Here is a 25,922-nt window from a genome sequence, read left to right as displayed (position 1 = left end):
CTTAGTCATGTGCGTTGACTTCATGCAACGACAACAGACAGTTAATACGAAAACTCGTTGTGAAAAAGAAAAAGCATCGTCCTTTTTATAAAACAGAAAATGAGGTGAAGCAATGGGCAAACGCGTCGTAGTAGCTTTAGGTGGCAATGCTTTAGGAAATAATTTGACGGAGCAGATGACTGCCGTAAAACAGACTTCCAAGGCGATTGCAGATTTGATTGAAGCAGGATATGAAGTTATTTTATCTCATGGCAATGGTCCTCAAGTGGGGATGATTCAATTAGCTATGGAAGAATTTTCCTTTAATAATCCACAATATCCAGTTGTTCCGTTATCCATGTGCGTAGCCATGAGTCAAAGTTACATTGGCTATGATTTAGAGAATGCGCTACAAGAAGAGTTGCGTCAGCGAAATATAAGTAAAGCCGTCACCACCATAGTCACTCAAGTGGTCGTGGATGAAAATGATCCGGCGTTCAAAAAAACAACGAAACCAATTGGTCGCTTCATGACAAAAGAAGAAGCAGAACAATTAGTCAAAGAAAAAAATATACAAGTGATGGAAGATGCTGGCCGTGGTTATCGCCAAGTCGTCGCTTCTCCTAAACCCAAAAATATTGTCGAACTTCTCACGATTCAAACATTGGTTGATGCTGGCCAAACAGTCATTGCTGGCGGCGGTGGTGGCATCCCAGTCATTCAAGAAGGGAACCGACTAAAAGGTGTCAATGCAGTCATCGACAAAGATTTTTGTAGTGAACGACTGGCTGAACAAGTGGATGCTGATCTGCTCGTGATTTTAACAGCAGTTGAAAAAGTTTGTATTAATTTTGGTAAAGAAAATCAAGAAGCCTTAGGGAATGTTTCAACAGAAAAAATGAAACAATATGCGCAAGAAGGTCAGTTTGCTCCAGGTTCAATGTTACCAAAAGTTGAAGCAGCGATTAAGTTTGCTGAATCTAAGCTAGGTCGAAAAACATTGATTACGTTATTAGAAAAAGCCAAAGAAGGATTATCTGGAAAAACAGGGACTTTAATTGAAAATAAAGAATCATAGAATGGAGGAAAACGATGACAAACAAAATGATTAATTCTGCACAGGCACCAGCTGCTGTAGGACCTTATTCACATTCTGTCTTAGCGGGAAATACGTTGTACATTTCTGGACAACTAGGATTAGATCCGCAATCGGGCGAAATGAAGACTACAGTGGAAGAACAAGCAAAACAAGCTTTTATCAATTTAGGTTCGATTTTAAAAGAGGTCGAGATGACCTATGATAATGTTGTGAAAACAACGGTGTTTTTACAACATATGTCTGATTTTAGCAAAATTAACGAAATCTATGGGAATTACTTTTCAGAAGTTTTGCCTGCACGTTCTTGTGTAGAAGTAGCCAAGTTGCCAAAAGATGGGTTATTTGAAATTGAAGCAGTTGCTGTCAAAGGATAATTTTTAAGATGTTTCTGAGGGAAAAAGGATTGCATTCTTTACTGATTAAGGGGAACAATCCTTTTAGAATAAAAAGAAGAAGGAAACGATCCTATGAATGAAAAAAAAGAGCAAGCATTATTTGAATATGATGCGAAACTATCAATTTCTGAAGCAATTCCGATGGGATTGCAACACGTTGTCGCAGCAGTAGTAGGGATTGTCACACCGGGAATTATGATTGCCAAAGTTTGCCAATTAAGTCCTAGTGATACGACTATTTTGATTCAAACATCATTGATTTTTTCAGCAGTTGCAACGTTAATTCAACTTTTCCCTATTTTTGGAAAAGTGGGTTCACGGTTACCAGTTATGATGGGGGCAAGTTTTGCGTATGTACCGATTTTGATGGCCATCGGAGCTGATTTTGGGATTGCAGCAATTTTTGGTTCCCAATTAGTTGGCAGTATTCTTGTTATTATTGTTGGTTTGTTCATTAAAAAAATCCGTGTGTTGTTTCCGCCTTTAGTAACAGGAACGGTTATTTTAAGTATTGGGCTATCCCTGTTTCCAGTTGCGATTAAGTATATGGCAGGAGGAGCTGGTAGTGCTGATTTTGGTTCAGCCCGGAATTGGTTAGTTGCATTATTAACCTTTGCGATTGTCTTTTACTTCAATTATTTTGCAAAAGGATTTTTGAAGTTATCAGCAATTTTAAACGGAATGGTTATTGGTTATTTGATTTCTTTAGCTTTAGGGATGGTTAGTTTTGAGCCAGTTCAAAATGCTAAAATCGTTCAGCTAATTACCCCGTTTCATTTTGGACTGGATTTTCAACTGGTACCTATCTTTACGCTGGTGGTAATGTTTATTGTTGATGCTGTTCAAGCCATCGGTCAATTTACAGCAACAACGGTTGGGGCAATGGATCGGGATGCAACGGATGAAGAATTATCTGGCGGAATTATGGGGAGTGGTTTCACTAACTTTATTGGCAGTTTATTTGGATCAATCCCAGTGGCAACTTTTGGACAAAATGTTGGTCTGGTTACGGTAACAAAAGTGATTAATAAGTATGTTCTGGTTTTCGCTTCAGTTATATTATTAATTGCTGGTTTTGTTCCGAAAGTAGCTGCATTATTAACTACGATTCCTTACGCAGTAATTGGTGGCGCAACGATTTCAGTTTTTGCTTCTATTTCTATGACAGGTATTCGGATGATTGCTTCGCAGGAAATGACTCCTCGAAATACTGGGGTTGTCGGAACAGCTCTAGCATTTGGAATTGGTGTCACATTGTCTACTGGAAGCTTAGCTGGTTTTCCAACTTGGGTAACAACGATTTTCGGTAATTCGGAAGTTATCTTAACCACTTTGGTAGCAGTCCTTTTAAATGTCATTTTAAAACCAAAAAAGCGCGTAGCACTTGAGTGAAGATTGCTTTTTTTGATACGAAAGTGAGTAAGCTTTCGTATCCTTTTTCCCTTACGTTATCTATAAAAAAATGAACGAATAAAGGAGGAGAAGATGTTTACGTATTCCCTAAACTTAAAATTAAAAACAGATCGGAACTTTTTTGGTCCTGGCGTTGTCGAAGTTTTACAAAAAATTCAGCAAACTGGGTCACTAAACTTAGCGGCAAAAGAGATGAAAATGTCTTATAATAAGGCATGGCGGATTGTGCGGGTAGCTGAAGAAGAGCTATCTTTTCCATTAATTATCAAAAGTGTTGGTGGTTGTAATGGTGGCGGGTCAATTGTTACGGACCAAGGAAAAGAGTTGATTGATCAATATCTTTTATTTGAGAAAAAAGTGTATCAACAGGTAGAGGCATGCTTTGAAGAAATATTTAAAGAACAGGATGTAGTATCGGAGGAACTGAAATGAGAGAAGTATTTCAGCGTTTGAAACAGGCAATATTGGAAAAGCAAGACACGATGTTATTAACGATTGGTACAAGTTCAGGATCTACACCACGAAGTCAAGGGGCTAGAATGCTGGTTTCCGCCGAAGGTAGAATAGCCGGAACTGTTGGTGGTGGGGCGGTTGAATTTCAGGCTGAACAAGTGGCAAAAAAGCTACTTTTTGAGAAAGAAAATGCACAACGTCAATTTATTTTAGCCCCGAATAATATTGCTGATTTAGGCATGGTCTGTGGCGGGAATGTCACGATTTTTTTCCATTATCTTTCATGGGAAACGCCATTTTTAAAAGAGTTGTGTGAGTCCATAGAAACGCATTTTCAAAATAATCAACAAGGTTGGTTAATGACTGAACTAGATCAAAACAATTTAGGAAAAGTATCCTTTTATAGTGAAACAGGCGAATTGATTGGTTCCACTTCTTGGGAGGGGGAATTAAGTTTGCTACCTAAAGGTATCCATTGTGAGCAAAAAGAGGACATAATTTTTTTAACAGAAGCGATCCTCCAAGTAGGGAAAGTGTATATTTTTGGAAGTGGTCATGTCGCACGCGCATTGGTACCTATTTTAAACTATTTATCGTTTTATTGCGTTGTAGTGGACGATCGTCCAGAATTTTTGACGGCACAAGCTTTTCCACAAGCTAAGGAACTACGGGTGATTCCTTTAGAAAATTTAGCTGCGTTTATTGAAATAACGGCGGATGATTATGGTATAGTAATTACCAGAGGACACAATTTTGATTTCATCGTTGCCAAACAGTTATTGGAAACACCAGCCAAATATATTGGTGTGATGGGGAGCAAACACAAAATTGCTTCACAAGTTCGACGGTTAAAAGAGGTCGGTTATACAATGAATGAAATTGAAAGAATTTTCATGCCAATTGGCTTAGACATTGCAGCCGAAACACCAGAAGAGTTAGCGATTAGCATCGCGGGAGAATTAATTCAACAGCGCTATCAATAATGAGGACCTTTAAGTTAAATAAAAAAGTTTTTTTGCTAAAAAATAATTTTTAGAACGAAGATTTGTGGTATAATCTAGGTGATTGAACACTAAACTATATCAGAAATCGAGGTGCAAGAAATGTATTCAATTATTGTAAATGGTCAAAGTGAAACCTGTGAAACAAACAAAAAATTAATGGACTTTTTGCGGGAGGATCTGGGCCTAACTGGAACAAAAGATGGCTGTAACCAAGGCTCTTGCGGTGCATGTACGGTGTTAGTAAATGGAAAGGCTTCCAAAGCATGTTTGTTTACTCTAGAAAAATTAGCTGGTAAAGAAGTCATGACAATCGAAGGTTTAAGCCAACGGCAAAAAGATGTCTATGCCTATGCGTTCGCAAAAACGGGTGCAGTTCAGTGCGGGTATTGCATCCCTGGGATGGTTATTTCGGCACAAGGATTATTGAACAAGAAACCCGAACCCACAAAAGAAGACATTCAGAAAGCTATACGAGGAAACATTTGTCGTTGTACAGGATATGTGAAAATAATAGAAGCCATTCAGTTAGCTGCTAAAATGTTTTGTGAAGAAACGAGCATTCCGGAAGAACATTCAAATGGTAAATTAGGGGAAGACTTCCAACGGGTCGATGCAGTGGAGAAAACATTAGGAACAGGGATTTATGTAGATGACATTGACATAGAAGGAATGCTTCATGCATCTGCTTTGCGGAGTGCCTATCCTCGCGCAAAAGTTCTATCAATCGATAGTACCCAAGCATTGGCGCATCCTGACTGTGTGGCTGTGTTCACAGCTAAAGACGTTCCAGGAAATAATAAAATTGGTCATTTAGAATTTATTTCCGATTGGGATGTAATGATTCCAGAAGGAGAAATAACACGGTATGTTGGGGATGCAGTAGCACTCGTTGTTTCAAAAAGAAAAGAAACCTTACCAGAGATAAAAAATTTAGTGGAAGTTGATTACGAAGAAATGATACCGCTTACTTCTTGTGAAGCTGCTTTAGCAGAAGGTGCACCAGCTATTCATGAAAAGGGCAATATCTTGTCTCATGAACACTTGGTACGTGGCAACGCAGATGAAGTATTAGCAAATTCTGCGTTTGTAGTGACAGAACATTATTCCGTACCAATTAACGAACATGCCTTTATGGAACCCGAGTGTGCGATTGCACAGCCTGAAGGTGAGGGCATTTTACTCTTTAGTGCGGGTCAAAGTATCTATGATGAACAACGGGAAGTGGCTCGGATGTTAGGACTGGACAAGGAAAAAATTCATGTTCAATCAAAACTTGTTGGTGGCGGTTTTGGTGGAAAAGAAGACATGAGTGTTCAGCATCATGCATCCTTAGCCGCTTGGTTATTGAAGAAACCAGTAAAAGTACTGCTAAGCCGTGAAGAAAGTTTGATGGTTCATCCCAAACGCCATGGCATGGAAATGGACTTTACGACCGGCTGTGATGAAGAAGGCAATTTAACTGCAATGAAAGCAGTGATTTATGCGGATACTGGGGCCTATGCTTCTTTAGGAGGACCGGTATTGCAACGGGCTTGTACACATGCGGCAGGTCCCTACAAGTATCAAACGATTGATGTGGAAGGGTTTGCTGTATATACTAATAATCCGCCAGCAGGTGCATTTCGTGGATTTGGTGTTTGCCAAACGGCTTTTGCAATTGAAAGTAATTTAAACTTGTTAGCAGAAAAAGTCGGACTATCACCATGGGAAATACGCTTTAAAAATGCCGTCGCCCCAGGAGATACTTTACCGAATGGACAATTGGTCTCGAAAAATGCGGCGTTAAAAGAAGCCTTGTTAGCAGTTAAAGACGTCTATGAACAAGCGGAAGTTGCTGGAATTTCTAGTTTCTTTAAAAACAGTGGCGTGGGTGTGGGGCTACCTGATACAGGGCGTTGTATTATTTCTGTTGAAGAAGGAAAAATACATGTCCGCACAAGTGCTGCTTGTATCGGTCAAGGGATGGCAACCGTTACGACGCAAATTGCCTGTGAAACATTAAATTTACCACCAGAAATGATTGTTGCGGAAGCACCTGATACGAGAAGAACGCCGAATTCAGGAACAACAACGGCTTCGAGGCAGTCACTCTTCACAGGAGAAGCAACTAGAAGAGCGGCAATGCAATTACGGTATGAACTTGATATGGGACGTGCTTTAAGTGATTTGGAAGGCGAAGAATTTTATGGGGAATATTCAGCGAAAACGGATCCATTAATCAATGATAAAAAAAGTCCAGTTAGTCATGCTGGTTATGGTTATGCTGCTGAAGTAGCTATTCTAGATGACAAAGGAAAAGTAGCTAAATTTGTGGCTGCGTATGATATGGGGCAAGTGGTGAATCCACGAGCTGCTGAAGGTCAAATTGAAGGTGGGATTGCGATGGGCATGGGGTATGCTTTAACTGAAAAATTTGCCTTAGAAGAAGGCTATGTTAAAGCAAAATATGCAACGCTAGGATTAGTGAACGCCACTCAAGTACCACCAATTGAAACAATTTTGGTTCATGCTGACAATCTTCACGAAGGTTTAGCTTATGGAATTAAAGGCGTAGGTGAGTTAGCAACGATCCCTACCGCACCAGCTTTAGCAGGCGCATATTTTGCCTTGGATGGTCAGCTCCGACCAAGTCTGCCTTTAGAAAATACCCCTTATCAAAAGAAAAAAAGATAAAAGGAGACAACTCATGTCACTCGTTAGTGTCATTATTCTAGCATCGGGCAATTCACAACGGATGGGCCAAAATAAATTGTTCTTAAAATATCAAGGAAAAACATTTTTAGAGCACACGTTAACCTTAGTGAATCAATTAGACGTATTAGAACGGATTTTAGTTGTTTCGCCTGAGAATCAGCCAGCGTTTCCTTTACCTAAGAACATTCAGTTGATTCTCAATCATCAATGGCAAGAAGGGCAAAGTAGCAGTATTCGTTTAGGAACTGAACAAGCTCGGGGAGCTGGCTATTTATACTTACCTAGTGATCAACCATTGTTAACACCTAAAATGCTACAACCCGTGTTAGATAAATGTCAGAGAAATAAAATTATAGTGCCATTACAAAAAGATGGCTGTCCTAGTAGTCCAGTATTATTCGGTAATCAATTTCGACAAGAACTATTAACATTGACTGGTGAAAAAGGCGGACGCATGATTTATGAACGCTTTCCAGAAGCAGTTCAGATGTTGAAAATAGCGACTCCTGGCCGTTTAAAAGATATCGACACGCCAGAAGAGTACAGAAAATTAATTCAAGAAACCAATAGTTAGAGAGGAAAAACGTATGAAGGACTTGGTTTATTTAAATTATGCAGCGACTTCCTATAAAAAATTTCCAGCAACCATTGAGGCTTTGACTGCCTATTTAGCAGAAAATCAGTTCATGAATTACGGAAGAAATGCCCCTTTGCTTAGAGAGGGGCTTCCTCTTTTAGAGACACGTCAATTGTTAGCAGACTTTTTTCAGGCACCCAGTGCGGCTCAGATTACGTTTACGAATAACGCAACAACTTCCTTAAATCTTGCATTAGCGGGGATTTTACAACCTGGCGACCATGTAATTACGACTATGTTAGAACATCATGCAGTAGCCAGACCGCTTCACTTACTTGAGAAAGAACGAGGCATTTCAGTGACATATGTTGCTTGTCAAAAAACGGGTCTGTTAGATGTAGAAGATATTCAGCGAGCTTGGCGAACGAATACAAAAGCCTTGGTGATGACACACGCATCCAATGTCTTAGGCACCATTTTACCCATTGAAGAATGTTTTCAATGGGCTCAACAGAAAGGATTATTAACCGTTTTGGATGCGGCTCAAACGGCGGGCTTTCTACCAATAAAAATGACCCAGATGGCCATTGATGTGTTAGCCTTTACTGGACATAAAAGCTTATATGGATTAGTAGGTATTGGTGGGTTAGCTTTTAGTGAGCGAGGGGCTGAAGCGGTCAAACCACTGATGGCGGGCGGCACTGGTAGCCATTCTAATTCCTTTGATCAACCCTCTTTTTTACCAGATAAATTTGAAGCTGGTACGTTAAACAGTTTAGGTATTCTAAGCTTAAATAGTTCTATTAAAGAGTTGAATAAAATTGGTTTAGCAGCGATTCAAAAGCATGAACGAACCTTAATGCAGAATTTTTTAAATGGTTTATCAGGGTTACCTGTCACAATTTTAGGAACCAAGGACGTGGCACAAACTGTCCCTGTTGTTTCTATCACACTGTGGAATCAGGAAGAAACAATAGTGGCACAGCAACTAGCAGAACAATATGGCATTATGACGCGCGCAGGTTTGCATTGTGCACCATTAGCCCATCAAACAGCTGGGACTTTAGCAACTGGCACCTTACGTTTTAGCTTTGGTTGGCAGACAACGCCTGAAGAAATTACTTGGACAATTCACGCTTTACAAGAACTACTAATTTGAGAAGGAGCGGACAGCATGGATTTTTTATCACAATGTACATCAGGTGGCTGTGGGGCAAAAATTGAATCCCGTGTACTGAACCAATTGTTGCAACACTTACCCGAAACACCGGCAAATGAGCGGCTACTCGTCGGATTTGAACATGCCGACGACGCCGCTGTTTACCAAATAACGTCTGAAAAAGCTTTGATTTCAACGGTAGATTTTTTTTCACCAATGGTCAATGATCCGTTATCATTTGGAAAAATTGCGGTCGCTAATGCTTTAAGTGATGTCTATGCCATGGGCGGAACAGTCCTTTATGCGCTAAATCTTGTTTGTTTTCCACAAAAGATGTCAAAAGAATGGTTGGAACAAATGCTCTTGGGTGGCAGCTTAAAATTAAAGGAAGCGGGTGCTTTACTGGCGGGAGGCCATTCGATTTATGATCATGAACCCAAGTATGGTCTAGCGGTAACCGGAGAAGTTCATCCAGAAAATTTGTGGCATAATAATACGCCACAGGTGGGGGATGTCTTGATTTTAACTAAAGCATTAGGTGTAGGAATTATTCAAGCGGCTGTTCGGGGGCAATTGGCGAAGCAGACGGAACAAAAAATCGCACAAGATTCGATGGAACGTTTAAATAAATATGCCGCTGCGAATGCTCGATCCTACGCAGTACATGCTTGTACTGATGTGACTGGGTTTGGTCTATTAATTCATGCAAAAGAAATGGCTGATAATCAGGTAACATTACTGATTGATACAGAAGCATTACCAACCATTACAGGAGCGTTGGCCTACGCCGCAGAATGTTTAGTCACTGCAGCTGGGCAAAGAAACCGCCAAACAATCGGAACGACAATCGATTATTCAAAAATTTCTATGGAAATGCAAGAACTTTTGTTTGATCCACAAACTTCTGGCGGACTGTTAATTAGTGTCGCTGCTGACGAAGCGGCAGCCTGTTTAGCAGCTATTCAAAAAGAGGACCCTGTTGCCAAAATTATTGGCGAGGTTCTGCCAAAAGAACAACAAGCAGTAGTACTTTTATAGAGAGAAGGGCCAAATATGAAATTAGTAGATGCATTGGGGAAACCTTGCCCAATACCTGTGATTGAAACGAAAAAAGCTTTGGCGGAGTTAGGTTTAGCTGGAGGCACTATCGAGGTTTTAGTCGATAACGAAGTAGCTGTTGAAAATTTGAAAAAATTAGCTACTAAAAAACAGGCCACTTTGACTGCGAAGCAGATAGAAGCCACGGTTTTCTCTGTCAAAATTACGGTATCTGAAGAAGCGACTCAACAAACAAGTCAGTCAGCAACAGATTTAGTAATTACGATTGGCTCCGATCAATTAGGTACTGGAGACGAGCAGCTAGGACGACTATTAATGAAAAGTTATCTTCAATCATTATCAGAAGCAGAAACTGTTCCTACACAGCTATTATTCTTTAATCGAGGGGCGTTTTTAACGAATCAAGCAGCGAATACCTTAGCTGATTTGCAACAATTAGCGGAGAAGGGAACCACGATTCAAACGTGTGGGGCCTGTTTAGATTTTTATCATTTAACAGACACCTTAGCTATCGGCTCTATTACTAATATGTACGAAATTGTTGAAACAATGAATCAAGCGGCTAAAGTAATTACGCTTTAACAAAAAAAGAAGGTGAAAAGATGGAGTATTTGCTAACCTTTCCGAATACACATTATGCTGTTCTGGCAGAACAAGTACTGTTGGCAAGAAAGGTGGCTGTTCGCGTCTTTACTTTGCCACCATCATTGACGGATGGCTGTGGGATCGGTTTACTCATTAATGAAGCGGAAATAACTCACAGTGTATGTTTTTTAGAAGAAGCAAAAGTACGCGTAGCCTCTATTTTTTCTGTGAAAAATGACCTTGGGGAAAGGAGGTACCAACTGTGGAGTCCTTAAAAAAGTGTTTTGATTTACAAGGAAAGGAGATTGTGTCAATTGTTGGTAGTGGTGGGAAAACAAGCTTAATGTGGGCGCTAGCAAAAACATATCGAAAAGAAGCTGTTCTGGTTAGTACAACCACAAAAATTGGGTTTCCCCAACGTCAATTGTATGATTATTTTTATACAAACCATTTTGAAAAAATAACGCCGAATATCTGCGGAATCACTTTAGCAGGAACCGCTATCAACAACCAAACAAAACTAACGATGCCTGCAATGACCTCGTTTCAAACATTGTTTCAGCACTTCACGAAAGTTTTTTTAGAAGCGGATGGGTCCAAACAACGACCTTTGAAAGGCTGGTCCTCTTATGAACCCGTGATATTAAAAGAAACAACCACCACAATTGGTGTGCTTCCGATTTCTGTAATTGGTCAAAAGATAGATGAAACGACCATTCATCGGTTGCCGCTTTTTTTGGAATTAACCGATGCGCAACTACAAGAACCAATCACAGAAACATTGTTAGCTCAACTGATTGATCATCCAAAAGGATTGTTTAAAGAGAGCCAAGGCCAACGAATTTTATGTTTAAATCAAACCCATACGCGAAGAGAGTTCGTTCAAGCGATGAATGTCTGTCTTCAATTACCCAAAAGCTGTTTTGAAAAATTAGACAAGATTATTGCTTGCAATATGGAATTAGAGAAAGGACTTATTTTATGGGAGAAATCAGTCAAAACATCCAAGAAAAATTAGTGATTGTTCGCGGAGGGGGCGATCTAGCGACAGGTGTTATCCAAAAATTATGGCACGTTGGCTTTAAAATACTAGTATTAGAAACAGAATGTCCTCTGGCCATTCGGCGGACTGTTTCAGTTTGTGATGCTATTTTTCAGAAAGAACAAAGAGTGGAAGATTTGGTTGCTGTTCGAATTACTTCATTAAAGGATTGCGCGAAATGTTGGCAGCAAAATAAGCTGCCTGTTTTTGTCGATCAAACAGCAAGTGCTATTCAACAATTGAAACCACTGATTGTTATCGATGCGATTTTGGCTAAGAAAAATTTAGGTACGCATCGAGGAATGGCACCGATTACGATTGCTTTAGGACCAGGCTTTTCAGCACCGCAAGATGTCGATGTTGTGATTGAGACAATGCGTGGCCATAGGTTGGGACGTTTATACTTTGAAGGAACAGCTTTACCTAATACAGGTATTCCAGGTGAAATTGGCGGAAAAAGTGCGGAACGAGTTGTCCATGCCCCTGCTTCAGGACAAGTTACCCACCTTAAAAACATAGGGGATCTCGTGTTGAAAGGGGAAGCATTATTTTTAATCGATCAGGTTCCAGTTTATTCGCCTCTGACAGGGACTTTGAGAGGATTGATTTCAGAAAAGGTAACATGTTATCAAGGGTTGAAGTGTGCAGATGTAGATCCTCGACCAGTTGAGAAAGTCGATTGCTTGACGATCTCCGACAAAGCTCGTGCATTAGGGGGAGCGGTTTTAGAAGCAATTTTTATGATTGGAAGAAGGAAAAACGTTTTATAAAAAAGAACCTAAATAATATTTTTTTTACCTTAAAAATATTGTTAAAAAGGTTTGGAATGTGGTATAGTAAAGACGTAGTAAAAAATACTCTATCTCGAAAGGGGAAGAGTACATACTTAGTTAGATTAGTTTGTGAATAAAATCATTTGTAAAAGTTATTTTTTTAAGAATTAATGTAAGGGGTTACAATTGCATTTGAATGCATTGAAATATTTAGGAAAAAGAAAGGAAATGAATGAAGATGGCACTAGTAAAAATTGTTTATGCAAGTATGACTGGAAACACAGAAGAAATTTCCGAGATTTTGGAAGAACAGTTTCAAGAAGCTGGAGTTGAAGTAGAACGTGAAGAATGTTCAGAAGTTGATGTAGACTTCTTTGATGATGCAGATGCTTGTATTATCGCAACGTATACTTATGGTGATGGGGAACTGCCTTTTGAATTTGAAGATTTCTTTGATGAATTAACTGAGAAGGATTTAGCAGGTAAGCCATTTGGTGTTGTTGGCTCCGGTGATCGTGAATATGGTGAATTTTTCTGTAAATCAGCGCATGATTTTGTAGGAGCTTTTGAAAAAGCTGGTGCTAAAAAAGTAGCTGAAACAGTTGAAATTGAAAACAATGCAGAAGAAGAAGACATCGAAATGCTAAAAACATTTGTTAAAAGTGTCGCCACAACTTTATCTGATAGCGTTGCCTAAGGGTTTAAGAAAGTAGGAGTCAGAATGAAAAGGAACGATGAAGGTAGGTATTTCAATGTTTAATATTCTTCAATCGACTCAATTATCTAGTAATACATTTGATTTTTGGCTGGAAGCGCCAAGAATAGCGACACATGCCCAGGCTGGACAGTTTGTTATTTTAAGAATTGACGAAAAGGGAGAACGGATCCCCTTAACGATTGCGGAGACAAATCCACAAGCAGGCAGTATTCGAATTATTTTCCAAGTAATTGGTAAGACAACAGCTGCACTTTCCCAACTTAAAACTTCCGACTCTTTGTTAGATGTCACTGGACCTTTAGGTATGCCCACAGAAGTGAAGCAATATGGAACGGTGATGGTTGTCGGTGGCGGGGTTGGTATCGCGGCTATTTATCCAATTATCAAGGCTTTAAAAGAAGCAGGCAACCGAGTGATTACGATTTTGGGAGCACGAACAGCTGAGTTAGTTCTGTTACAAGAAGAATGCCGTCGTTATTCAGATGAGCTAATCATTACAACGGATGATGGTTCATTAGGTAAAAAGGGCTTAGTAACAGAAGCGATGGAAGAAGTTATTGCACGTGAATCTGTAGCGTGCAGTTGGGCGATTGGGCCCAGCATCATGATGAAATTTTGTACCTTGACAGCTGAAAAACATCAATTACCAATTTATGTTTCCTTGAATCCTATTATGATTGACGGAACAGGCATGTGTGGCGGTTGTCGGGTCACTGTTGATGGCACCATGAAATTTGCCTGTGTTGATGGACCTGAGTTTAAAGGCAATGAAGTAAATTGGGATGAATTCATTAATCGAATGAAGCAATATCAGGAAGAAGAAGCAGTTTGCTTTACAGATCGTTTGAAAGAGCAGGTGGAGAAAAATGGCTAGAAAAAGTCGTATAAAAACACCGATTGCGGAACAAGCACCTACTATCAGAAAGAATAATTTTGAAGAGGTTTGCTTAGGCTATACATTAGCAGAAGGGCAAGAAGAAGCGATTCGCTGTTTACAATGTAAAAATGCACCTTGTATTGCTAAATGCCCCGTGATGATTGATATTCCTGGATTTATTTTAGCTATTCGTGAAGGAAACATGGAACAAGCAGCCGATATTTTAAGTAAATATACGAATTTACCTGCTATTTGTGGACGCGTTTGTCCGCAAGAGAAACAATGTGAACAAGTTTGTAAATTAGGGAAAGCCAAAAACTTTGAACCAGTGGCAATTGGCAAATTAGAACGTTTAGTTGCCGATTGGGCATTAGAAAATCACATGTTTCCTAAAAAAACAGCGGAACCAACAAAAGGGAAAATCGCAGTGGTCGGTTCTGGTCCTTCTGGGTTAACAGTTGCGGGGGATTTGGCAAAGCTCGGCTACGAAGTAATTATTTTTGAAGCGCTTCATGAAGCTGGCGGCGTATTAACCTATGGCATACCTGAATTTCGATTACCGAAAAAAATTGTTAAACAAGAAATTGCGAGTATTGAAGCCTTAGGTGTAACAATAGAAACCAATGTGGTAGTAGGTAAAACGATTACGATGGAAGAAATAATGTCAGAGTTTGATGCCTGTTATCTATCGGTTGGTGCAGGGGCACCAAACTTTATGGGAATCCCAGGAACTAGTTTAAATGGGGTTTATTCTTCTAGTGAATTTTTAACACGAATCAATTTAATGCATAGCTATGAGTTTCCAGAATATGATACACCGATTAAACGTGCTAAAAATGTTGTTGTGATTGGCGGCGGGAATGTTGCAATGGATGCCGCTCGTTCAGCCAAACGATTAGGCGCTGAAAATGTGAACATTGTGTATCGTCGTTCGTTAGAAGAATTACCAGCAAGAATTGAAGAATACCACCATTCCCTTGAAGAAGGAATTAACTATTATTGGTTAACGAATCCAATTGCTTATTTAGATGACCAACAAGGAAATCTAGCCGGTGTTGAATGTATCAAAATGGTTTTAGGTGAACCAGATGTGTCTGGAAGACGACGGCCAGAACCGGTTCCAGACAGCACGTTTACCATTCCTGCTGATGCAGTAATCGAGGCAATTGGCCAAGGGGCAAATCGAGTCTTGTTATCAACATATCCAGAAATAGAACTAAACCAATGGGGTTACATTCAAGCTGATCCTAAAACAGGAGCAACCTCAATACCTGGCGTTTTTGCTGGGGGCGATATAGTCACAGGTGCTGCCACCGTTATTTTAGCGATGGGCGCTGGGAAAATCGCAGCTAATGCAATTGATCAGTATGTCAAAACACAAAAAACAACAGTCACAAGCAATGTTTAGGAAAGATAAAAGGTGAAAAAATGAAAAAAACAATGGATGGAAACACCGCAGCGGCTTATATTTCATATGCGTTTACAGAAGTTGCCGCTATTTATCCTATCACACCAAGTTCAACAATGGCTGAGTTGGTAGATGAATGGGCGGAAAGTGGTTTAAAAAATATTTATGGTCAAAAAGTTCAAGTTATTGAAATGCAATCAGAAGCTGGGGCAGCGGGAGTAGTTCATGGTTCGTTAAAAACAGGTGCGTTAACCACTACTTATACTGCTTCACAAGGTTTACTGTTGATGATTCCCAATATGTATAAAATCGCAGGAGAATTGCTGCCTTCTGTGTTCCACGTGGCGGCTCGGGCAGTAACGACAAGTGCGTTGAGTATTTTTGGTGACCATGGCGATGTGATGGCTACCCGCCAAACAGGTTTTTGTATGTTAGCAGAATCGAGTGTCCAAGAAGTAATGGATTTGTCGGCAGTTGCTCATTTAGCTAGCTTAGAAGGTAGTTTACCTTTTGTAAACTTTTTTGATGGTTTTAGAACGAGCCATGAACTACAAAAAATCGAAGTGATTGATTATGATGACCTGAAAGAAATGGTGAATCAGGAAGCTGTAACTCGTTTTAGAATAGGAGGCATGAATCCTAATCATCCCACTGTTTCAGGGACCGCTCAAAATCCTGACATTCATTTTCAACAAAGAGAAACAGTCAATAAAAATTACGAAGAAATGCCAAAAATTGTTCAAAAATACATGAAAAAAATTAACAATCTTCGTGGAACAACGTATGATTTAACCGATTATTACGGGGTTGAAGATGCAACAGAAGTCATTATTTCAATGGGGTCGGCTTCGCCAGTAATCAAACAAACAGTCGACTATCTCAATCAACAAGGACGCAAAGTTGGTTTTATCAATATTCATTTATATCGTCCATTTCCTACCGAAAACCTTCTTGAAAAATTACCAGCTACAGTAGAAAAGGTTGCGGTTTTAGATCGAACAAAAGAATCAGGAGCCGAAGGGGAACCGTTATTGCTAGATGTTCAAAGCGCTCTTTATCAACATGAAAATCGACCAATTGTGATTGGTGGACGTTATGGGTTAGGCTCTAAAGACGTAGCGCCTAATCAAATTAAAGCGGTCTATGATCATTTGTTATTGCCATTTAAAGAATTAAAACAACGTTTTACGGTAGGGATCGTTGATGATGTAACCTATCAATCATTGCCAGAAGAACCTACTTTAGATTTAACGCCAGATACTACCTTCCAAGCAAAATTTTGGGGCTTTGGTTCTGACGGAACTGTGGGAGCAAACAAGCAAGCGATTAAAATTATCGGAGATCATACCGACCTTTATGCACAAGCTTACTTTAGTTATGATTCTAAAAAATCAGGCGGTTTAACCGTTTCGCATCTGCGTTTTGGTAAAGAGCCAATTACTTCCACGTATTTAATTGAACAAGCAGATTTCATCGCTTGTCATAATGCTTCCTATTTGCATAAATACGACCTGTTAAAAGGCTTAAAAGATGGCGGAACGTTTTTACTGAATACTATTTGGGATCAAGAAAAGGTTCACCGTTTATTACCGGCTAAGTTAAAAAAATATATTGGGGAGCACCAAATCAAATTTTATATTATCAATGCGGTTGAGTTAGCTCGCAAAGTAGGCTTAGGCCGTCGGATCAATACAGTGATGTCTACTGCCTTTTTTGAAGTAACAGATATTTTAACGAAAGAGCAATATTTACCGTTACTTAAAGAAGAAGTGAAAAAGACTTATGGAAAAAAATCAATGGAAATTGTTGAAAAAAATTACCAAGCGATTGATGCTACCTTTGAATCGCTGCAAGAAATTGTAGTTCCAGAAGATTGGGCAACCATTGTTTTAGAGCCAGAAAATCAAGAGTCGGAAGCTCCAGCTTTTGTGACAAATATTTTAGAACCAATCAATCGTCAAGAAGGGGATCAGCTGACCGTTTCAGATTTGATTGAAAACGGAATGAAGGGCGGTGCCATTCCTATGGGCACTGCGGCTTATGAAAAACGTGGCATTGCGTTAGAAGTGCCTGAGTGGCAAATGGATAAGTGTACGATGTGTAATGAATGTGCCTTTGTTTGTCCACATGCGGCTATTCGACCGTTTTTAGCGGATGAAGAAGAACTGAAAGAAGCACCTGCAGGTTTTGCCATGCGCGAAATGCGTGGCACAGATGGGTTGATGTATCGTATCCAAGTTTCTTTAGAAGACTGTACAGGTTGTGGTCTTTGTGTTCAGGCATGTCCCGTGAAAGACAAGGCGATTTTAATGAAACCTTATGAAACTCAGAAAGAGCAAGCGATGAATTGGGCCTTTGCGATGACTCTTAAACAAAAAGCCAACCCAGTCAAAAAACTTTCTGTTAAAGGTTCCCAATTTAACCAGCCATTGATGGAATTTTCAGGTGCTTGTGAAGGCTGTGGCGAAACACCTTATATTAAGTTGTTGACGCAATTATTTGGTGATCGAATGATGATTGCTAACGCAACAGGCTGTTCATCAATTTGGGGTGGTTCGTCACCGGTGACGCCTTATACAACGAACGAATGTGGCCAAGGACCAGCTTGGAGTAATTCGCTGTTTGAAGATAATGCGGAATATGGTTATGGTATGTATATTGCCAATCGAACGAAACGTCAACATTTAGCTAGTCTGGTTGAAGAAAGTCTTGCTAAAAACGTCGGATCAGATTCACTTCAAGCCTTGTTAAATGATTGGTTGGAACACATGGCTGAAGGGGAAGGAACACAACAGCGAGCCACCAAACTAGCGGCAGCATTAAGTGAAGAAGCCGATGAAGATCCACTTTTAACAAAAATTTACGAACAAAAAGATTTACTAGTGAAAACGAGTCAATGGATTGTCGGCGGCGATGGTTGGGCCTATGATATCGGGTTTAGCGGCATTGATCATGTTCTTGCCAGTGGGGAAGATGTTAATATTTTTGTTATGGATAACGAAGTGTATGCCAATACAGGCGGACAAACATCTAAAGCTACACCAGCTTCAGCCATTGCCAAATTCTCAGCGGGTGGGAAACATACCTCTAAAAAAGATTTAGGGATGATGGCAATCACTTATGGGAATGTCTATGTTGCACAAGTGGCTTTAGGCGCAAACTCAATGCAAACGATTAAAGCAATTGACGAAGCGGAGCGGTACCCAGGCCCATCAATTATCATCGGTTATACCCCATGTATTAATCACGGGGTCAAAGGCGGAATGGTTCGGACGTTAGATCAAGCCAAAGAAGCCGTTGAATCTGGCTATTGGCCACTTTATCGCTATAATCCAGAGTTAGTTAAGAAAGGCAAAGATCCGATGGTCATTGACTACAAGAAAACAGATTTTGACAAAATGCGTGATTTCCTTGAAAAACAAACACGTTACTCTGCGTTGCATACAATTAAACAGAATCAAGAAGTAGTCGAACATTTACTTGATAAAACTAAAGAAGATGCAATTGAACGCTCTGAAAGTTATAACAAACTAGTCACACACATGAAAAAATAAAAAAACAAAGCCTCTTACTTGAGAGGCTTTGTTTTTTTATCCAATAATAATTTTTTCTGAAGGGTATTCGTAGCCTAAGTCACGTGTTTCTTTTGGTACAAAAATCATTAAGGTATAAAGCATACCAATACGTCCAATAAACATTAATAAGGCAATCATTAATTTACCTACTGTTGTTAAATCGTCTGTAATGCCCAAAGAAAGACCGGTTGTCCCAAAGGCAGAAGCGACTTCCACAATGATTGAAATCAAGGGCAGATTTTCAGTGGCTGACAAAAAGACGACAGCGAAAAAGCACATAATCAAAGATAACATGAAGACGACAATCGATTTTTTGACATCATCGTCATCTATTTTACGGCTAAAGACGCTAATATCATCTTCACTTTTTAAAAAGGCTAACAAATACAAGCCAATAATCGCAACAGTCGTTGTTCGAACACCACCACCAACAGAGCTAGGACTACAACCAATAAACATTAACACAGAGAAAATAATCAACGTTGTAATTTGGAAGTCCCCTAAATCATTAATTTGGAGGCCAGCGTTTCGTGTAGTCATCGAATAAAACATCGAACTTACCCAACGGCCACTTTCATTCATTGTCAAAAATAGGTGATCTTTTTCTAATAAGTAAATCAAAATAGTCCCACCAATAAACAGAACAATAAACGCTAGCAAAGCAATTTTACTAAACAATGAGAAGCGGAAAGGCAAGCCTCGTTTCTTCTTACGAAAGTTCTTTTTCTTAAAATGTAACCACTCATGAATTTCCAGTAAAACGGGAAATCCAATCCCGCCGATAAAAATCAAGAACATAATTGCCAGTAAAAAGAGATAATCATGAGCAAAAGGAATAATTGAATCACCTGAAATATCAAAGCCTGAATTAGTCACTGCAGAAATAGCTTGATAAAATCCATAAAATATCGCATCTCGCCAGTTCGTATAATAACCACTTATATAAAAATAAAGCGAAAAGAGCGAGCCGAAGATTACTTGGAACCAAATTAAAATCAAAAAAGTGGTGCGGATCAGTCGAACAATTCCGCTCAGTCGCGGCTGATTCATGTCAGTCATAATTAACTGACGTTGCTTTAATGTGATTCGCCGTTTTGATAAAATAAAAAAGACCGTTGAAATCATCATAATCCCTAAGCCACCAACTTGGAAAAGAACCTCCAATAAGACGATCCCACGATCATTAAAAACCGAATTAATATCGACTGTGGTGAGTCCAGTAACACTGACTGTACTGATTGCTAAGAAAAATAAATCAATAAAAGGAACATGCGAGTCAGGTTCTCTGAAAATAGGGAGGCAAAACAATAAATAAGAAATAACCGTCATTAATATGTAATAAGCGACGATGATTTGAATAGATGAAAAATTTTTGCGAATAAATCGATCGCTTTTTCGCTGTGCCAGCCACAGCAAACGTGTATGGTTCACTAGATAACCTCCCAATTCTAATTAAACTAAGTATACCAAAACTTTTCGCCTCAAACGAATAATTCTGCCAGAAAATCCTTGAAATGACAAATAAAAATAAGAAATTCGTTAGAAATAATTGGAAAACATCCACAAACAAGCGAGAACATGATATTTTATGAAAGAATAGAAAAATAGGTTGTTCCCCAAACAACTTATTAATAATTGGTCAGTTTGTCTAACGATACAACTTTAAAAAGTAGTGGTAGCTTTTTTATTTCGGTTGATATGTGAATGTGTTCACTTTATGTAACAAACTGTTATTTTTATTCAAATGAAAAATAAGAAATTGTGTTGGTAGAAATCAATAGTTTATAAGGTGGGAAAACAATGAAAAAAGTGTTAATGGGAGTTCTTTCCCTAGGGTTATTATTAGGTGCAGCAACAGGTTGTACAAGCGATCAAGAAAAAGCCGCTGGTAAAACAAAAGCGTCTTCTGAAAAAACAGAAGCAACATCTGGTGCCTCTGCTAATGGTTATACAGATCCAAGTGAACTAAAAGACAGTTATGATGTTGTTATTGTTGGTTCAGGTGGTGCGGGGATGACCGCTGCATTACAAGCCAAAGAAGCTGGCATGAATCCAGTTATTTTAGAAAAAATGCCTGTTGCAGGTGGGAATACAATTAAATCGTCTTCAGGAATGAATGCTTCACAAACAAAATTCCAAGAAAAAGAAGGCATTAAAGATAGCAACGATAAATTCTTTGAAGAAACACTAAAAGGCGGTAAAGGAACCAACGATCAAGAATTACTACGTTATTTTGTTGATCATTCAGCTGAAGCAATTGATTGGTTAGATACAAAAGGAATTACATTGAGCAATTTAACGATTACAGGTGGAATGAGCGAAAAACGCACACACCGACCTGCTGACGGATCAGCAATTGGGGGCTATCTAGTTGACGGTTTAGTACGTAACGTTCGCGAAGAAAAAATTCCATTGTTTGTTGATGCTGACGTCACAGACTTAGTTGAAGAAAACGGTCAAATCGATGGCGTAAAAGTGAAAATGAAAGATGATAAAGAAAAAACAGTTAAAGCAAAAGCAGTCGTTGTCACAACAGGTGGTTTCGGTGCCAACGAAAAATTAATTACACAATACAAACCAGAATTGAAAAACTATGTTACAACGAACCAAGAAGGCACAACAGGTGACGGTATCCAAATGATTCAAAAAGTTGGCGGTGCGTTAGTGGATATGAAAGAAATTCAAATTCACCCAACTGTTCAACAAAGCGATGCTTTCTTAATTGGTGAAGCAGTTCGTGGAGAAGGCGCAATCTTGGCTTCTCAAAAAGGAGAACGTTTTGTTAATGAGTTAGATACACGCGACAAAGTTTCTGCAGCAATCAATGCCTTACCAGAAAAATCAGCTTATTTAGTCTTTGACCAAGGCGTTCGCGACCGTGCAAAAGCCATTGATTTCTATGATCAAAAAGGTTTCGTGGAAAAAGGTGAAACGATTGAAGAATTAGCTGAAAAAATTGGCATGCCTGCCGATACATTGAAAGCAACGATTGATACTTGGAACCAAGATGTTAATGCCAAAGATGACAAACAATTTGGCCGGACAACTGGAATGGAAGCTGACTTAAGCACAGCCCCTTACTACGCAATTAAAATTGCACCAGGGATTCACCACACAATGGGTGGCGTGAAAATCAACACGAAAACAGAAGTTTTACGTGAAGATGGCACACCAATTAAAGGTCTATATGCTGCTGGTGAATTAACAGGTGGCTTACATGGTCAAAACCGTATCGGAGGCAATGCAATCGCCGATATTATCATTTATGGTCGTCAAGCAGGTACGCAATCAGCAGAATTTGCCTCTGCTCAAAAATAACTAGCATTAAAAAGTCTGAAATTGTAGTCAAATAACTACAATTTCGGGCTTTTTTATTGCATACTAGCAGGATCATTAGTTGGAGTATAAATAGCCCTACTAAAATGACTTTGGCGTAGATTCTGTTTTTTTCAGAAAAATGCACGACCATTTTAGCTAAAAATACTGCTTTTTTGCTGAAAATATAGTAAAATACGTAAGGAACTAACGGAAAGGTGTAGTGAACATGGCTCAATTATTTTTCAAGTATGGCGCAATGAACAGTGGTAAAACCATTGAAATCTTAAAAGTAGCACACAATTACGAAGAACAAGACAAACCAGTTGTTTTGATGACCAGTGGACTAGATACACGTGATGGTGTTGGGAAAGTATCCAGTCGCATCGGATTACGCAGAGATGCTATTCCAATTTTTGAAGAAACCAATGTCTTTGACTTGATTAATGATTTGTCTTACAAACCTTTTTGCGTATTAGTCGATGAATGTCAATTTTTAAACAAGCATCATGTCATTGAATTTGCACGAATTGTTGACGAATTAGATATTCCAGTAATGGCATTTGGGCTAAAGAATGATTTTAGAAATGAATTATTTGAAGGCTCAAAGTATTTACTTTTATATGCAGACAAATTAGAAGAATTAAAAACGATTTGCTGGTTCTGTCATAAAAAAGCAACTATGAACTTGCACTATATTGATGGCAAACCCGTTTATGAAGGGGATCAAGTCCAAATTGGTGGGAATGAAGCCTACTATCCTGTTTGTCGCAAACATTATTTTCATCCAAAAACAGTGAATGAAGAACAGTAAGGAGAGACACTATGTACGATCAATTACAATCTATTGAAGATCGCTATGAGGAATTGGGCGAATTATTAAGTGACCCAGCAGTCATTAGTGATACAAAACGTTTCATGGAATTATCGAAGGAAGAAGCTAATACACGTGAGACGGTTGAGGTTTATCGCCGATATAAACAAGTTGTTGAAGGGATTAGCGATGCCGAAGAACTTTTAAGTGAAAACTTAGATGCGGAAATGGCCGAAATGGCGAAAGAAGAACTTTCTGATTTGAAAAAAGAAAAAGAAGTGTTAGAAGACCGCATTAAAATTTTATTATTACCAAAAGATCCAAATGATGATAAAAACATCATCATGGAAATCCGTGGTGCAGCCGGTGGCGATGAAGCCGCACTTTTTGCTGGCGACTTATTTAATATGTACCAAAAATATGCAGAAGCACAAGGGTGGAAAGCGGAAGTTTTAGAAGCGAACGTCACTGGAATCGGTGGATATAAAGAAGTAATTATGATGATTTCAGGAGATAACGTCTTTTCAAAATTAAAATATGAAAGTGGCGCTCACCGCGTGCAACGAGTTCCTTCAACAGAATCACAAGGACGGATTCATACATCGACAGCAACCGTTGTAGTTATGCCGGAAGCGGAAGAAGTCGAAATCGAATTAGCTGATAAAGATATCCGTGTCGATATTTATCATGCAAGTGGCGCTGGTGGACAGCACGTCAATAAAACCGCTTCGGCTGTTCGATTAACCCATTTACCAACAGGAATCGTAGTCGCAATGCAAGATGAACGTTCACAGCTAAAAAACCGTGAAAAAGCAATGAAAGTTTTGCGTGCTCGTGTGTATGACCAAATTCAACAAGAAGCACAAAGTGAATATGATGCTAACCGTAAATCGGCGGTGGGGACCGGAGATCGTTCAGAACGAATCAGAACGTATAACTTCCCGCAAAATCGAGTAACGGATCATCGTATCGGTTTAACCATCCAAAAACTAGACCAGATTCTTGCTGGCAAATTAGATGAAATCATTGATGCATTAGTCTTATATGATCAAACATCGAAATTAGAAGAGATGCAAAATGGCTAAACGTTACTTTGAAGTCCTTAACTGGGCTTCTTCTTTTTTAGAGGCGCAAGGCAAAGAAGGCTACGCTATTCACTATGTTTTTTTAGAACGTAAAGGTTGGGATAAAACGCAGTGGCTCCTGCATATGCAAGAAGAAATGCCCCAAGAAGAAGAGGAACAATTAAAAACGGATTTAGCCCAATTATTGACAGATTACCCAGCACAATATTTACTAGGACAAGCTGAATTTTATGGACATTCCTTTATTGTTAATGAACATACTTTGATTCCTAGGCCAGAAACAGAAGAATTAGTCGAGCGTTGCTTAAAAGCCAATCCAGATACTCCTTTGACGGTCGTGGATGTCGGAACAGGGACAGGTGCCATTGCGGTTAGCTTGAAACTGGCACGGCCCAACTGGCGAGTTATTGCCATTGATCTTTCAGAGGAAGCGTTGACTGTCGCTAAACAAAACGCGCAAGCATTAGGTGCTGGCATCGAATTTTATCATGGGAATGGCTTACAGCCAGTTGCTTCTGAAAAAATTGATCTGCTTATTTCTAATCCGCCCTATATTAGTGAACAAGAATGGTATTTAATGGATGCAAGTGTCCGAACGTATGAACCTAAAACCGCTTTATTCGCTGAAAATAACGGTTTGGCTTTATACCAACAATTAATTCATGAAAGTCAAACGATGCTTAAAGCAGACGGTAAAATTTATTTTGAAATAGGGTTTCAACAAGGCGCGGCCCTCCAAGAATTATTGAGCGCCGCCTATCCACAAAAAACAATTAAAATTGAAAAAGATTTATCTGGCAACGATCGCCTCGCGATAGCCGAGTAACTAAGGTTCTTCGTCGCCACTTTTCTAGAAGGAGCGATTTGCAATGGAAACAAAAAAATTAACCAAACAAGAAATAGCCCAAGCAGCAGCAGCCATTCAAGCAGGCGAGCTAGTGGCTTTTCCAACAGAAACTGTTTATGGCTTAGGTGCCGATGCCTTAAATGAAGCGGCAGTAAAAAAAGTTTACCAAGTAAAAGGCCGCCCCAGTGATAATCCATTGATTGTTCATGTGAACAACGTTGAGATGGTCAAAAAATACGTGGCGACCTTACCAGAAGTCGCTACAAAATTGGTGTCTGCCTTTTGGCCGGGACCATTAACTTTAATTTTTAATGTGCCTAGCGATACATTTTCTAAAACAGTAACAGGTGGTTTAGAGACAGTCGCTTTTCGTATGCCAGATAACCAAGCGACCTTAGCTTTGATTGAACAAGCCAATGTTCCGTTGGTCGGACCAAGTGCGAACACTTCTGGCAAGCCTAGTCCAACATCTGCAGAGCATGTTTATCATGATTTGCAGGGGAAAATTGCTGCCATATTAGATGATGGCCCAACGCAGATTGGGGTGGAATCAACGGTCTTGGATTTAACGGCGGAAGATGGTGTGCCAGTTATTTTACGACCAGGAGCAATTACCAAAGAGCAGTTGGAAAGCATTATTCCCCAAGTGAAAATCGATACACATTTGATTAGTGAAACTGCAGCACCCAAAGCGCCAGGGATGAAATACAAACACTATTCTCCTGATGCGGAAGTTTGGATTATAAGCGGTCAAACAGCAGAATGGCAAGCGGCGATTCAGCAAGCAAAAGAACAACAGGAAAAAATCGGCTTATTTTTAAGTGATGAACAGGCAGCACAACTAGATACAGAAAATGCGTTTGTTTATTCTTATGGTGCAGAAACGGTTGAAAATGCCACAAAAGAACTATTTGCAGGGTTAAGAGCGTTAGATGAGCAAGGAGCTACCACGATTTTTGCGCAAGGATTTGCAGAAACTGGTTTAGGCACTGCTTACATGAATCGCTTGAAAAAATCAGCCAATCAAAAATTTTTTGAAAAATAAGAGGTA

At 39.4% G+C, this 25,922-nt stretch carries 23 protein-coding genes; 22 read left to right on the top strand and 1 reads right to left on the bottom strand.

The window, feature by feature from the left end; all coding sequences use genetic code 11:
- Window positions 1–112 precede the first annotated feature (112 nt).
- From arcC to nifJ, 17 genes are all read left to right on the top strand, one after another.
- Window positions 113–1,057, top strand: coding sequence for a carbamate kinase (gene arcC / locus IGL90_RS09985; RefSeq protein ID WP_048737942.1), 945 nt, complete (start codon window positions 113–115; stop codon window positions 1,055–1,057).
- Between the two features lie 14 nt (window positions 1,058–1,071).
- Complete coding sequence (locus tag IGL90_RS09980) at window positions 1,072–1,452, top strand: RidA family protein (RefSeq protein WP_002362244.1); 381 nt, start codon at window positions 1,072–1,074, stop codon at window positions 1,450–1,452.
- A 93-nt stretch (window positions 1,453–1,545) separates the two neighbouring features.
- Window positions 1,546–2,865, top strand: a complete 1,320-nt coding sequence (locus tag IGL90_RS09975) for a nucleobase:cation symporter-2 family protein (protein ID WP_010815215.1) — start codon at window positions 1,546–1,548, stop codon at window positions 2,863–2,865.
- A 93-nt stretch (window positions 2,866–2,958) separates the two neighbouring features.
- The gene (locus IGL90_RS09970; protein ID WP_002356595.1) at window positions 2,959–3,318 is read left to right on the top strand and encodes a winged helix-turn-helix domain-containing protein; all 360 of its coding nucleotides are present in this window, start codon (window positions 2,959–2,961) and stop codon (window positions 3,316–3,318) included.
- Window positions 3,315–4,322: an XdhC family protein gene (locus IGL90_RS09965; RefSeq protein ID WP_048737944.1), complete on the top strand. Its 1,008-nt coding sequence runs from the start codon at window positions 3,315–3,317 to the stop codon at window positions 4,320–4,322. Before IGL90_RS09970 ends, IGL90_RS09965 begins: the two co-directional genes overlap by 4 nt.
- Before the next feature lie 120 nt (window positions 4,323–4,442).
- Window positions 4,443–7,016, top strand: a complete 2,574-nt coding sequence (xdh, locus tag IGL90_RS09960) for a selenium-dependent xanthine dehydrogenase (protein ID WP_048737946.1) — start codon at window positions 4,443–4,445, stop codon at window positions 7,014–7,016.
- 13 nt (window positions 7,017–7,029) lie between these two features.
- Entirely contained in the window at window positions 7,030–7,611 is a 582-nt protein-coding gene (gene mocA, locus IGL90_RS09955) for a molybdenum cofactor cytidylyltransferase (protein WP_002398006.1), read from the top strand.
- Between the two features lie 13 nt (window positions 7,612–7,624).
- The gene (gene sclA, locus IGL90_RS09950) at window positions 7,625–8,773 is read left to right on the top strand and encodes a selenocysteine lyase SclA (RefSeq protein ID WP_002398007.1); all 1,149 of its coding nucleotides are present in this window, start codon (window positions 7,625–7,627) and stop codon (window positions 8,771–8,773) included.
- A gap of 15 nt (window positions 8,774–8,788) precedes the next feature.
- Window positions 8,789–9,811 (top strand): selenide, water dikinase SelD, encoded by a 1,023-nt coding sequence (gene selD, locus IGL90_RS09945; protein ID WP_002359657.1) that lies wholly within the window; start codon window positions 8,789–8,791, stop codon window positions 9,809–9,811.
- A 15-nt stretch (window positions 9,812–9,826) separates the two neighbouring features.
- Window positions 9,827–10,414: a sulfurtransferase-like selenium metabolism protein YedF gene (gene yedF, locus IGL90_RS09940; protein ID WP_002398008.1), complete on the top strand. Its 588-nt coding sequence runs from the start codon at window positions 9,827–9,829 to the stop codon at window positions 10,412–10,414.
- 20 nt (window positions 10,415–10,434) lie between these two features.
- On the top strand, window positions 10,435–10,692 hold the full coding sequence (locus IGL90_RS09935; RefSeq protein WP_002356603.1) for a DUF3343 domain-containing protein: 258 nt from the start codon (window positions 10,435–10,437) through the stop codon (window positions 10,690–10,692).
- Window positions 10,680–11,435, top strand: a complete 756-nt coding sequence (yqeC, locus tag IGL90_RS09930) for a selenium cofactor biosynthesis protein YqeC (protein WP_002359659.1) — start codon at window positions 10,680–10,682, stop codon at window positions 11,433–11,435. The genes IGL90_RS09935 and yqeC overlap by 13 nt, the downstream gene beginning before the upstream one ends.
- Entirely contained in the window at window positions 11,399–12,229 is an 831-nt protein-coding gene (yqeB, locus tag IGL90_RS09925; RefSeq protein WP_002356611.1) for a selenium-dependent molybdenum cofactor biosynthesis protein YqeB, read from the top strand. The genes yqeC and yqeB overlap by 37 nt, the downstream gene beginning before the upstream one ends.
- 235 nt (window positions 12,230–12,464) lie before the next feature.
- Window positions 12,465–12,929 (top strand): flavodoxin, encoded by a 465-nt coding sequence (locus tag IGL90_RS09920; RefSeq protein ID WP_002382673.1) that lies wholly within the window; start codon window positions 12,465–12,467, stop codon window positions 12,927–12,929.
- A gap of 37 nt (window positions 12,930–12,966) precedes the next feature.
- A complete protein-coding gene (locus IGL90_RS09915; protein WP_002370486.1) occupies window positions 12,967–13,824 on the top strand; it encodes a sulfide/dihydroorotate dehydrogenase-like FAD/NAD-binding protein in 858 nt (285 codons plus the stop codon).
- A complete protein-coding gene (gltA, locus tag IGL90_RS09910; RefSeq protein WP_002370484.1) occupies window positions 13,817–15,235 on the top strand; it encodes an NADPH-dependent glutamate synthase in 1,419 nt (472 codons plus the stop codon). The genes IGL90_RS09915 and gltA overlap by 8 nt, the downstream gene beginning before the upstream one ends.
- Window positions 15,236–15,255: 20 nt before the next feature.
- Window positions 15,256–18,789, top strand: coding sequence for a pyruvate:ferredoxin (flavodoxin) oxidoreductase (gene nifJ, locus IGL90_RS09905; RefSeq protein WP_048737948.1), 3,534 nt, complete (start codon window positions 15,256–15,258; stop codon window positions 18,787–18,789).
- Window positions 18,790–18,825: 36 nt separating this feature from the next.
- Here the strand turns inward: nifJ and IGL90_RS09900 are convergent, their stop codons facing one another.
- Window positions 18,826–20,241 carry a Ktr system potassium uptake protein D gene (locus IGL90_RS09900; RefSeq protein WP_002385738.1) on the bottom strand — a complete coding sequence of 472 codons (1,416 nt, stop codon included), beginning with the start codon at window positions 20,239–20,241 and terminating at the stop codon, window positions 18,826–18,828.
- A gap of 369 nt (window positions 20,242–20,610) precedes the next feature.
- Here IGL90_RS09900 and IGL90_RS09895 point away from each other — a divergent pair, with 369 nt between their 5' ends.
- The 5 genes from IGL90_RS09895 (at window position 20,611) to IGL90_RS09875 (ending at window position 25,916) form a co-directional block, all read left to right on the top strand.
- Entirely contained in the window at window positions 20,611–22,128 is a 1,518-nt protein-coding gene (locus tag IGL90_RS09895) for a flavocytochrome c (RefSeq protein ID WP_002356617.1), read from the top strand.
- 226 nt (window positions 22,129–22,354) lie between these two features.
- Window positions 22,355–22,939: a thymidine kinase gene (locus IGL90_RS09890; protein ID WP_002356618.1), complete on the top strand. Its 585-nt coding sequence runs from the start codon at window positions 22,355–22,357 to the stop codon at window positions 22,937–22,939.
- An 11-nt stretch (window positions 22,940–22,950) separates the two neighbouring features.
- Window positions 22,951–24,024, top strand: a complete 1,074-nt coding sequence (prfA, locus tag IGL90_RS09885) for a peptide chain release factor 1 (protein WP_002356619.1) — start codon at window positions 22,951–22,953, stop codon at window positions 24,022–24,024.
- Window positions 24,017–24,850: a peptide chain release factor N(5)-glutamine methyltransferase gene (gene prmC, locus IGL90_RS09880; protein WP_002379699.1), complete on the top strand. Its 834-nt coding sequence runs from the start codon at window positions 24,017–24,019 to the stop codon at window positions 24,848–24,850. Before prfA ends, prmC begins: the two co-directional genes overlap by 8 nt.
- 43 nt (window positions 24,851–24,893) lie before the next feature.
- Window positions 24,894–25,916 (top strand): L-threonylcarbamoyladenylate synthase, encoded by a 1,023-nt coding sequence (locus IGL90_RS09875; protein WP_002356622.1) that lies wholly within the window; start codon window positions 24,894–24,896, stop codon window positions 25,914–25,916.
- The last annotated feature ends 6 nt before the right edge of the window (window positions 25,917–25,922 follow it).

Source organism: Enterococcus sp. DIV1307a (genome assembly GCF_050537425.1).
Classification (GTDB): domain Bacteria; phylum Bacillota; class Bacilli; order Lactobacillales; family Enterococcaceae; genus Enterococcus; species Enterococcus faecalis.
The sequence above is the reverse complement of the archived record's forward strand: the minus strand, read 5'-3'. Positions and strand labels throughout refer to the sequence as shown.

Bases quoted from the DNA above. Each gene is read 5' to 3' on its own strand.
- arcC (WP_048737942.1), top strand. From the start codon at position 113: ATGGGCAAACGCGTCGTAGTAGCTTTAGGTGGCAATGCTTTAGGAAAT.
- IGL90_RS09980 (WP_002362244.1), top strand. From the start codon at position 1,072: ATGACAAACAAAATGATTAATTCTGCACAGGCACCAGCTGCTGTAGGA.
- IGL90_RS09975 (WP_010815215.1), top strand. From the start codon at position 1,546: ATGAATGAAAAAAAAGAGCAAGCATTATTTGAATATGATGCGAAACTA.
- IGL90_RS09970 (WP_002356595.1), top strand. From the start codon at position 2,959: ATGTTTACGTATTCCCTAAACTTAAAATTAAAAACAGATCGGAACTTT.
- IGL90_RS09965 (WP_048737944.1), top strand. From the start codon at position 3,315: ATGAGAGAAGTATTTCAGCGTTTGAAACAGGCAATATTGGAAAAGCAA.
- xdh (WP_048737946.1), top strand. From the start codon at position 4,443: ATGTATTCAATTATTGTAAATGGTCAAAGTGAAACCTGTGAAACAAAC.
- mocA (WP_002398006.1), top strand. From the start codon at position 7,030: ATGTCACTCGTTAGTGTCATTATTCTAGCATCGGGCAATTCACAACGG.
- sclA (WP_002398007.1), top strand. From the start codon at position 7,625: ATGAAGGACTTGGTTTATTTAAATTATGCAGCGACTTCCTATAAAAAA.
- selD (WP_002359657.1), top strand. From the start codon at position 8,789: ATGGATTTTTTATCACAATGTACATCAGGTGGCTGTGGGGCAAAAATT.
- yedF (WP_002398008.1), top strand. From the start codon at position 9,827: ATGAAATTAGTAGATGCATTGGGGAAACCTTGCCCAATACCTGTGATT.
- IGL90_RS09935 (WP_002356603.1), top strand. From the start codon at position 10,435: ATGGAGTATTTGCTAACCTTTCCGAATACACATTATGCTGTTCTGGCA.
- yqeB (WP_002356611.1), top strand. From the start codon at position 11,399: ATGGGAGAAATCAGTCAAAACATCCAAGAAAAATTAGTGATTGTTCGC.
- IGL90_RS09920 (WP_002382673.1), top strand. From the start codon at position 12,465: ATGAAGATGGCACTAGTAAAAATTGTTTATGCAAGTATGACTGGAAAC.
- IGL90_RS09915 (WP_002370486.1), top strand. From the start codon at position 12,967: ATGAAGGTAGGTATTTCAATGTTTAATATTCTTCAATCGACTCAATTA.
- gltA (WP_002370484.1), top strand. From the start codon at position 13,817: ATGGCTAGAAAAAGTCGTATAAAAACACCGATTGCGGAACAAGCACCT.
- nifJ (WP_048737948.1), top strand. From the start codon at position 15,256: ATGAAAAAAACAATGGATGGAAACACCGCAGCGGCTTATATTTCATAT.
- IGL90_RS09895 (WP_002356617.1), top strand. From the start codon at position 20,611: ATGAAAAAAGTGTTAATGGGAGTTCTTTCCCTAGGGTTATTATTAGGT.
- IGL90_RS09890 (WP_002356618.1), top strand. From the start codon at position 22,355: ATGGCTCAATTATTTTTCAAGTATGGCGCAATGAACAGTGGTAAAACC.
- prfA (WP_002356619.1), top strand. From the start codon at position 22,951: ATGTACGATCAATTACAATCTATTGAAGATCGCTATGAGGAATTGGGC.
- prmC (WP_002379699.1), top strand. From the start codon at position 24,017: ATGGCTAAACGTTACTTTGAAGTCCTTAACTGGGCTTCTTCTTTTTTA.
- IGL90_RS09875 (WP_002356622.1), top strand. From the start codon at position 24,894: ATGGAAACAAAAAAATTAACCAAACAAGAAATAGCCCAAGCAGCAGCA.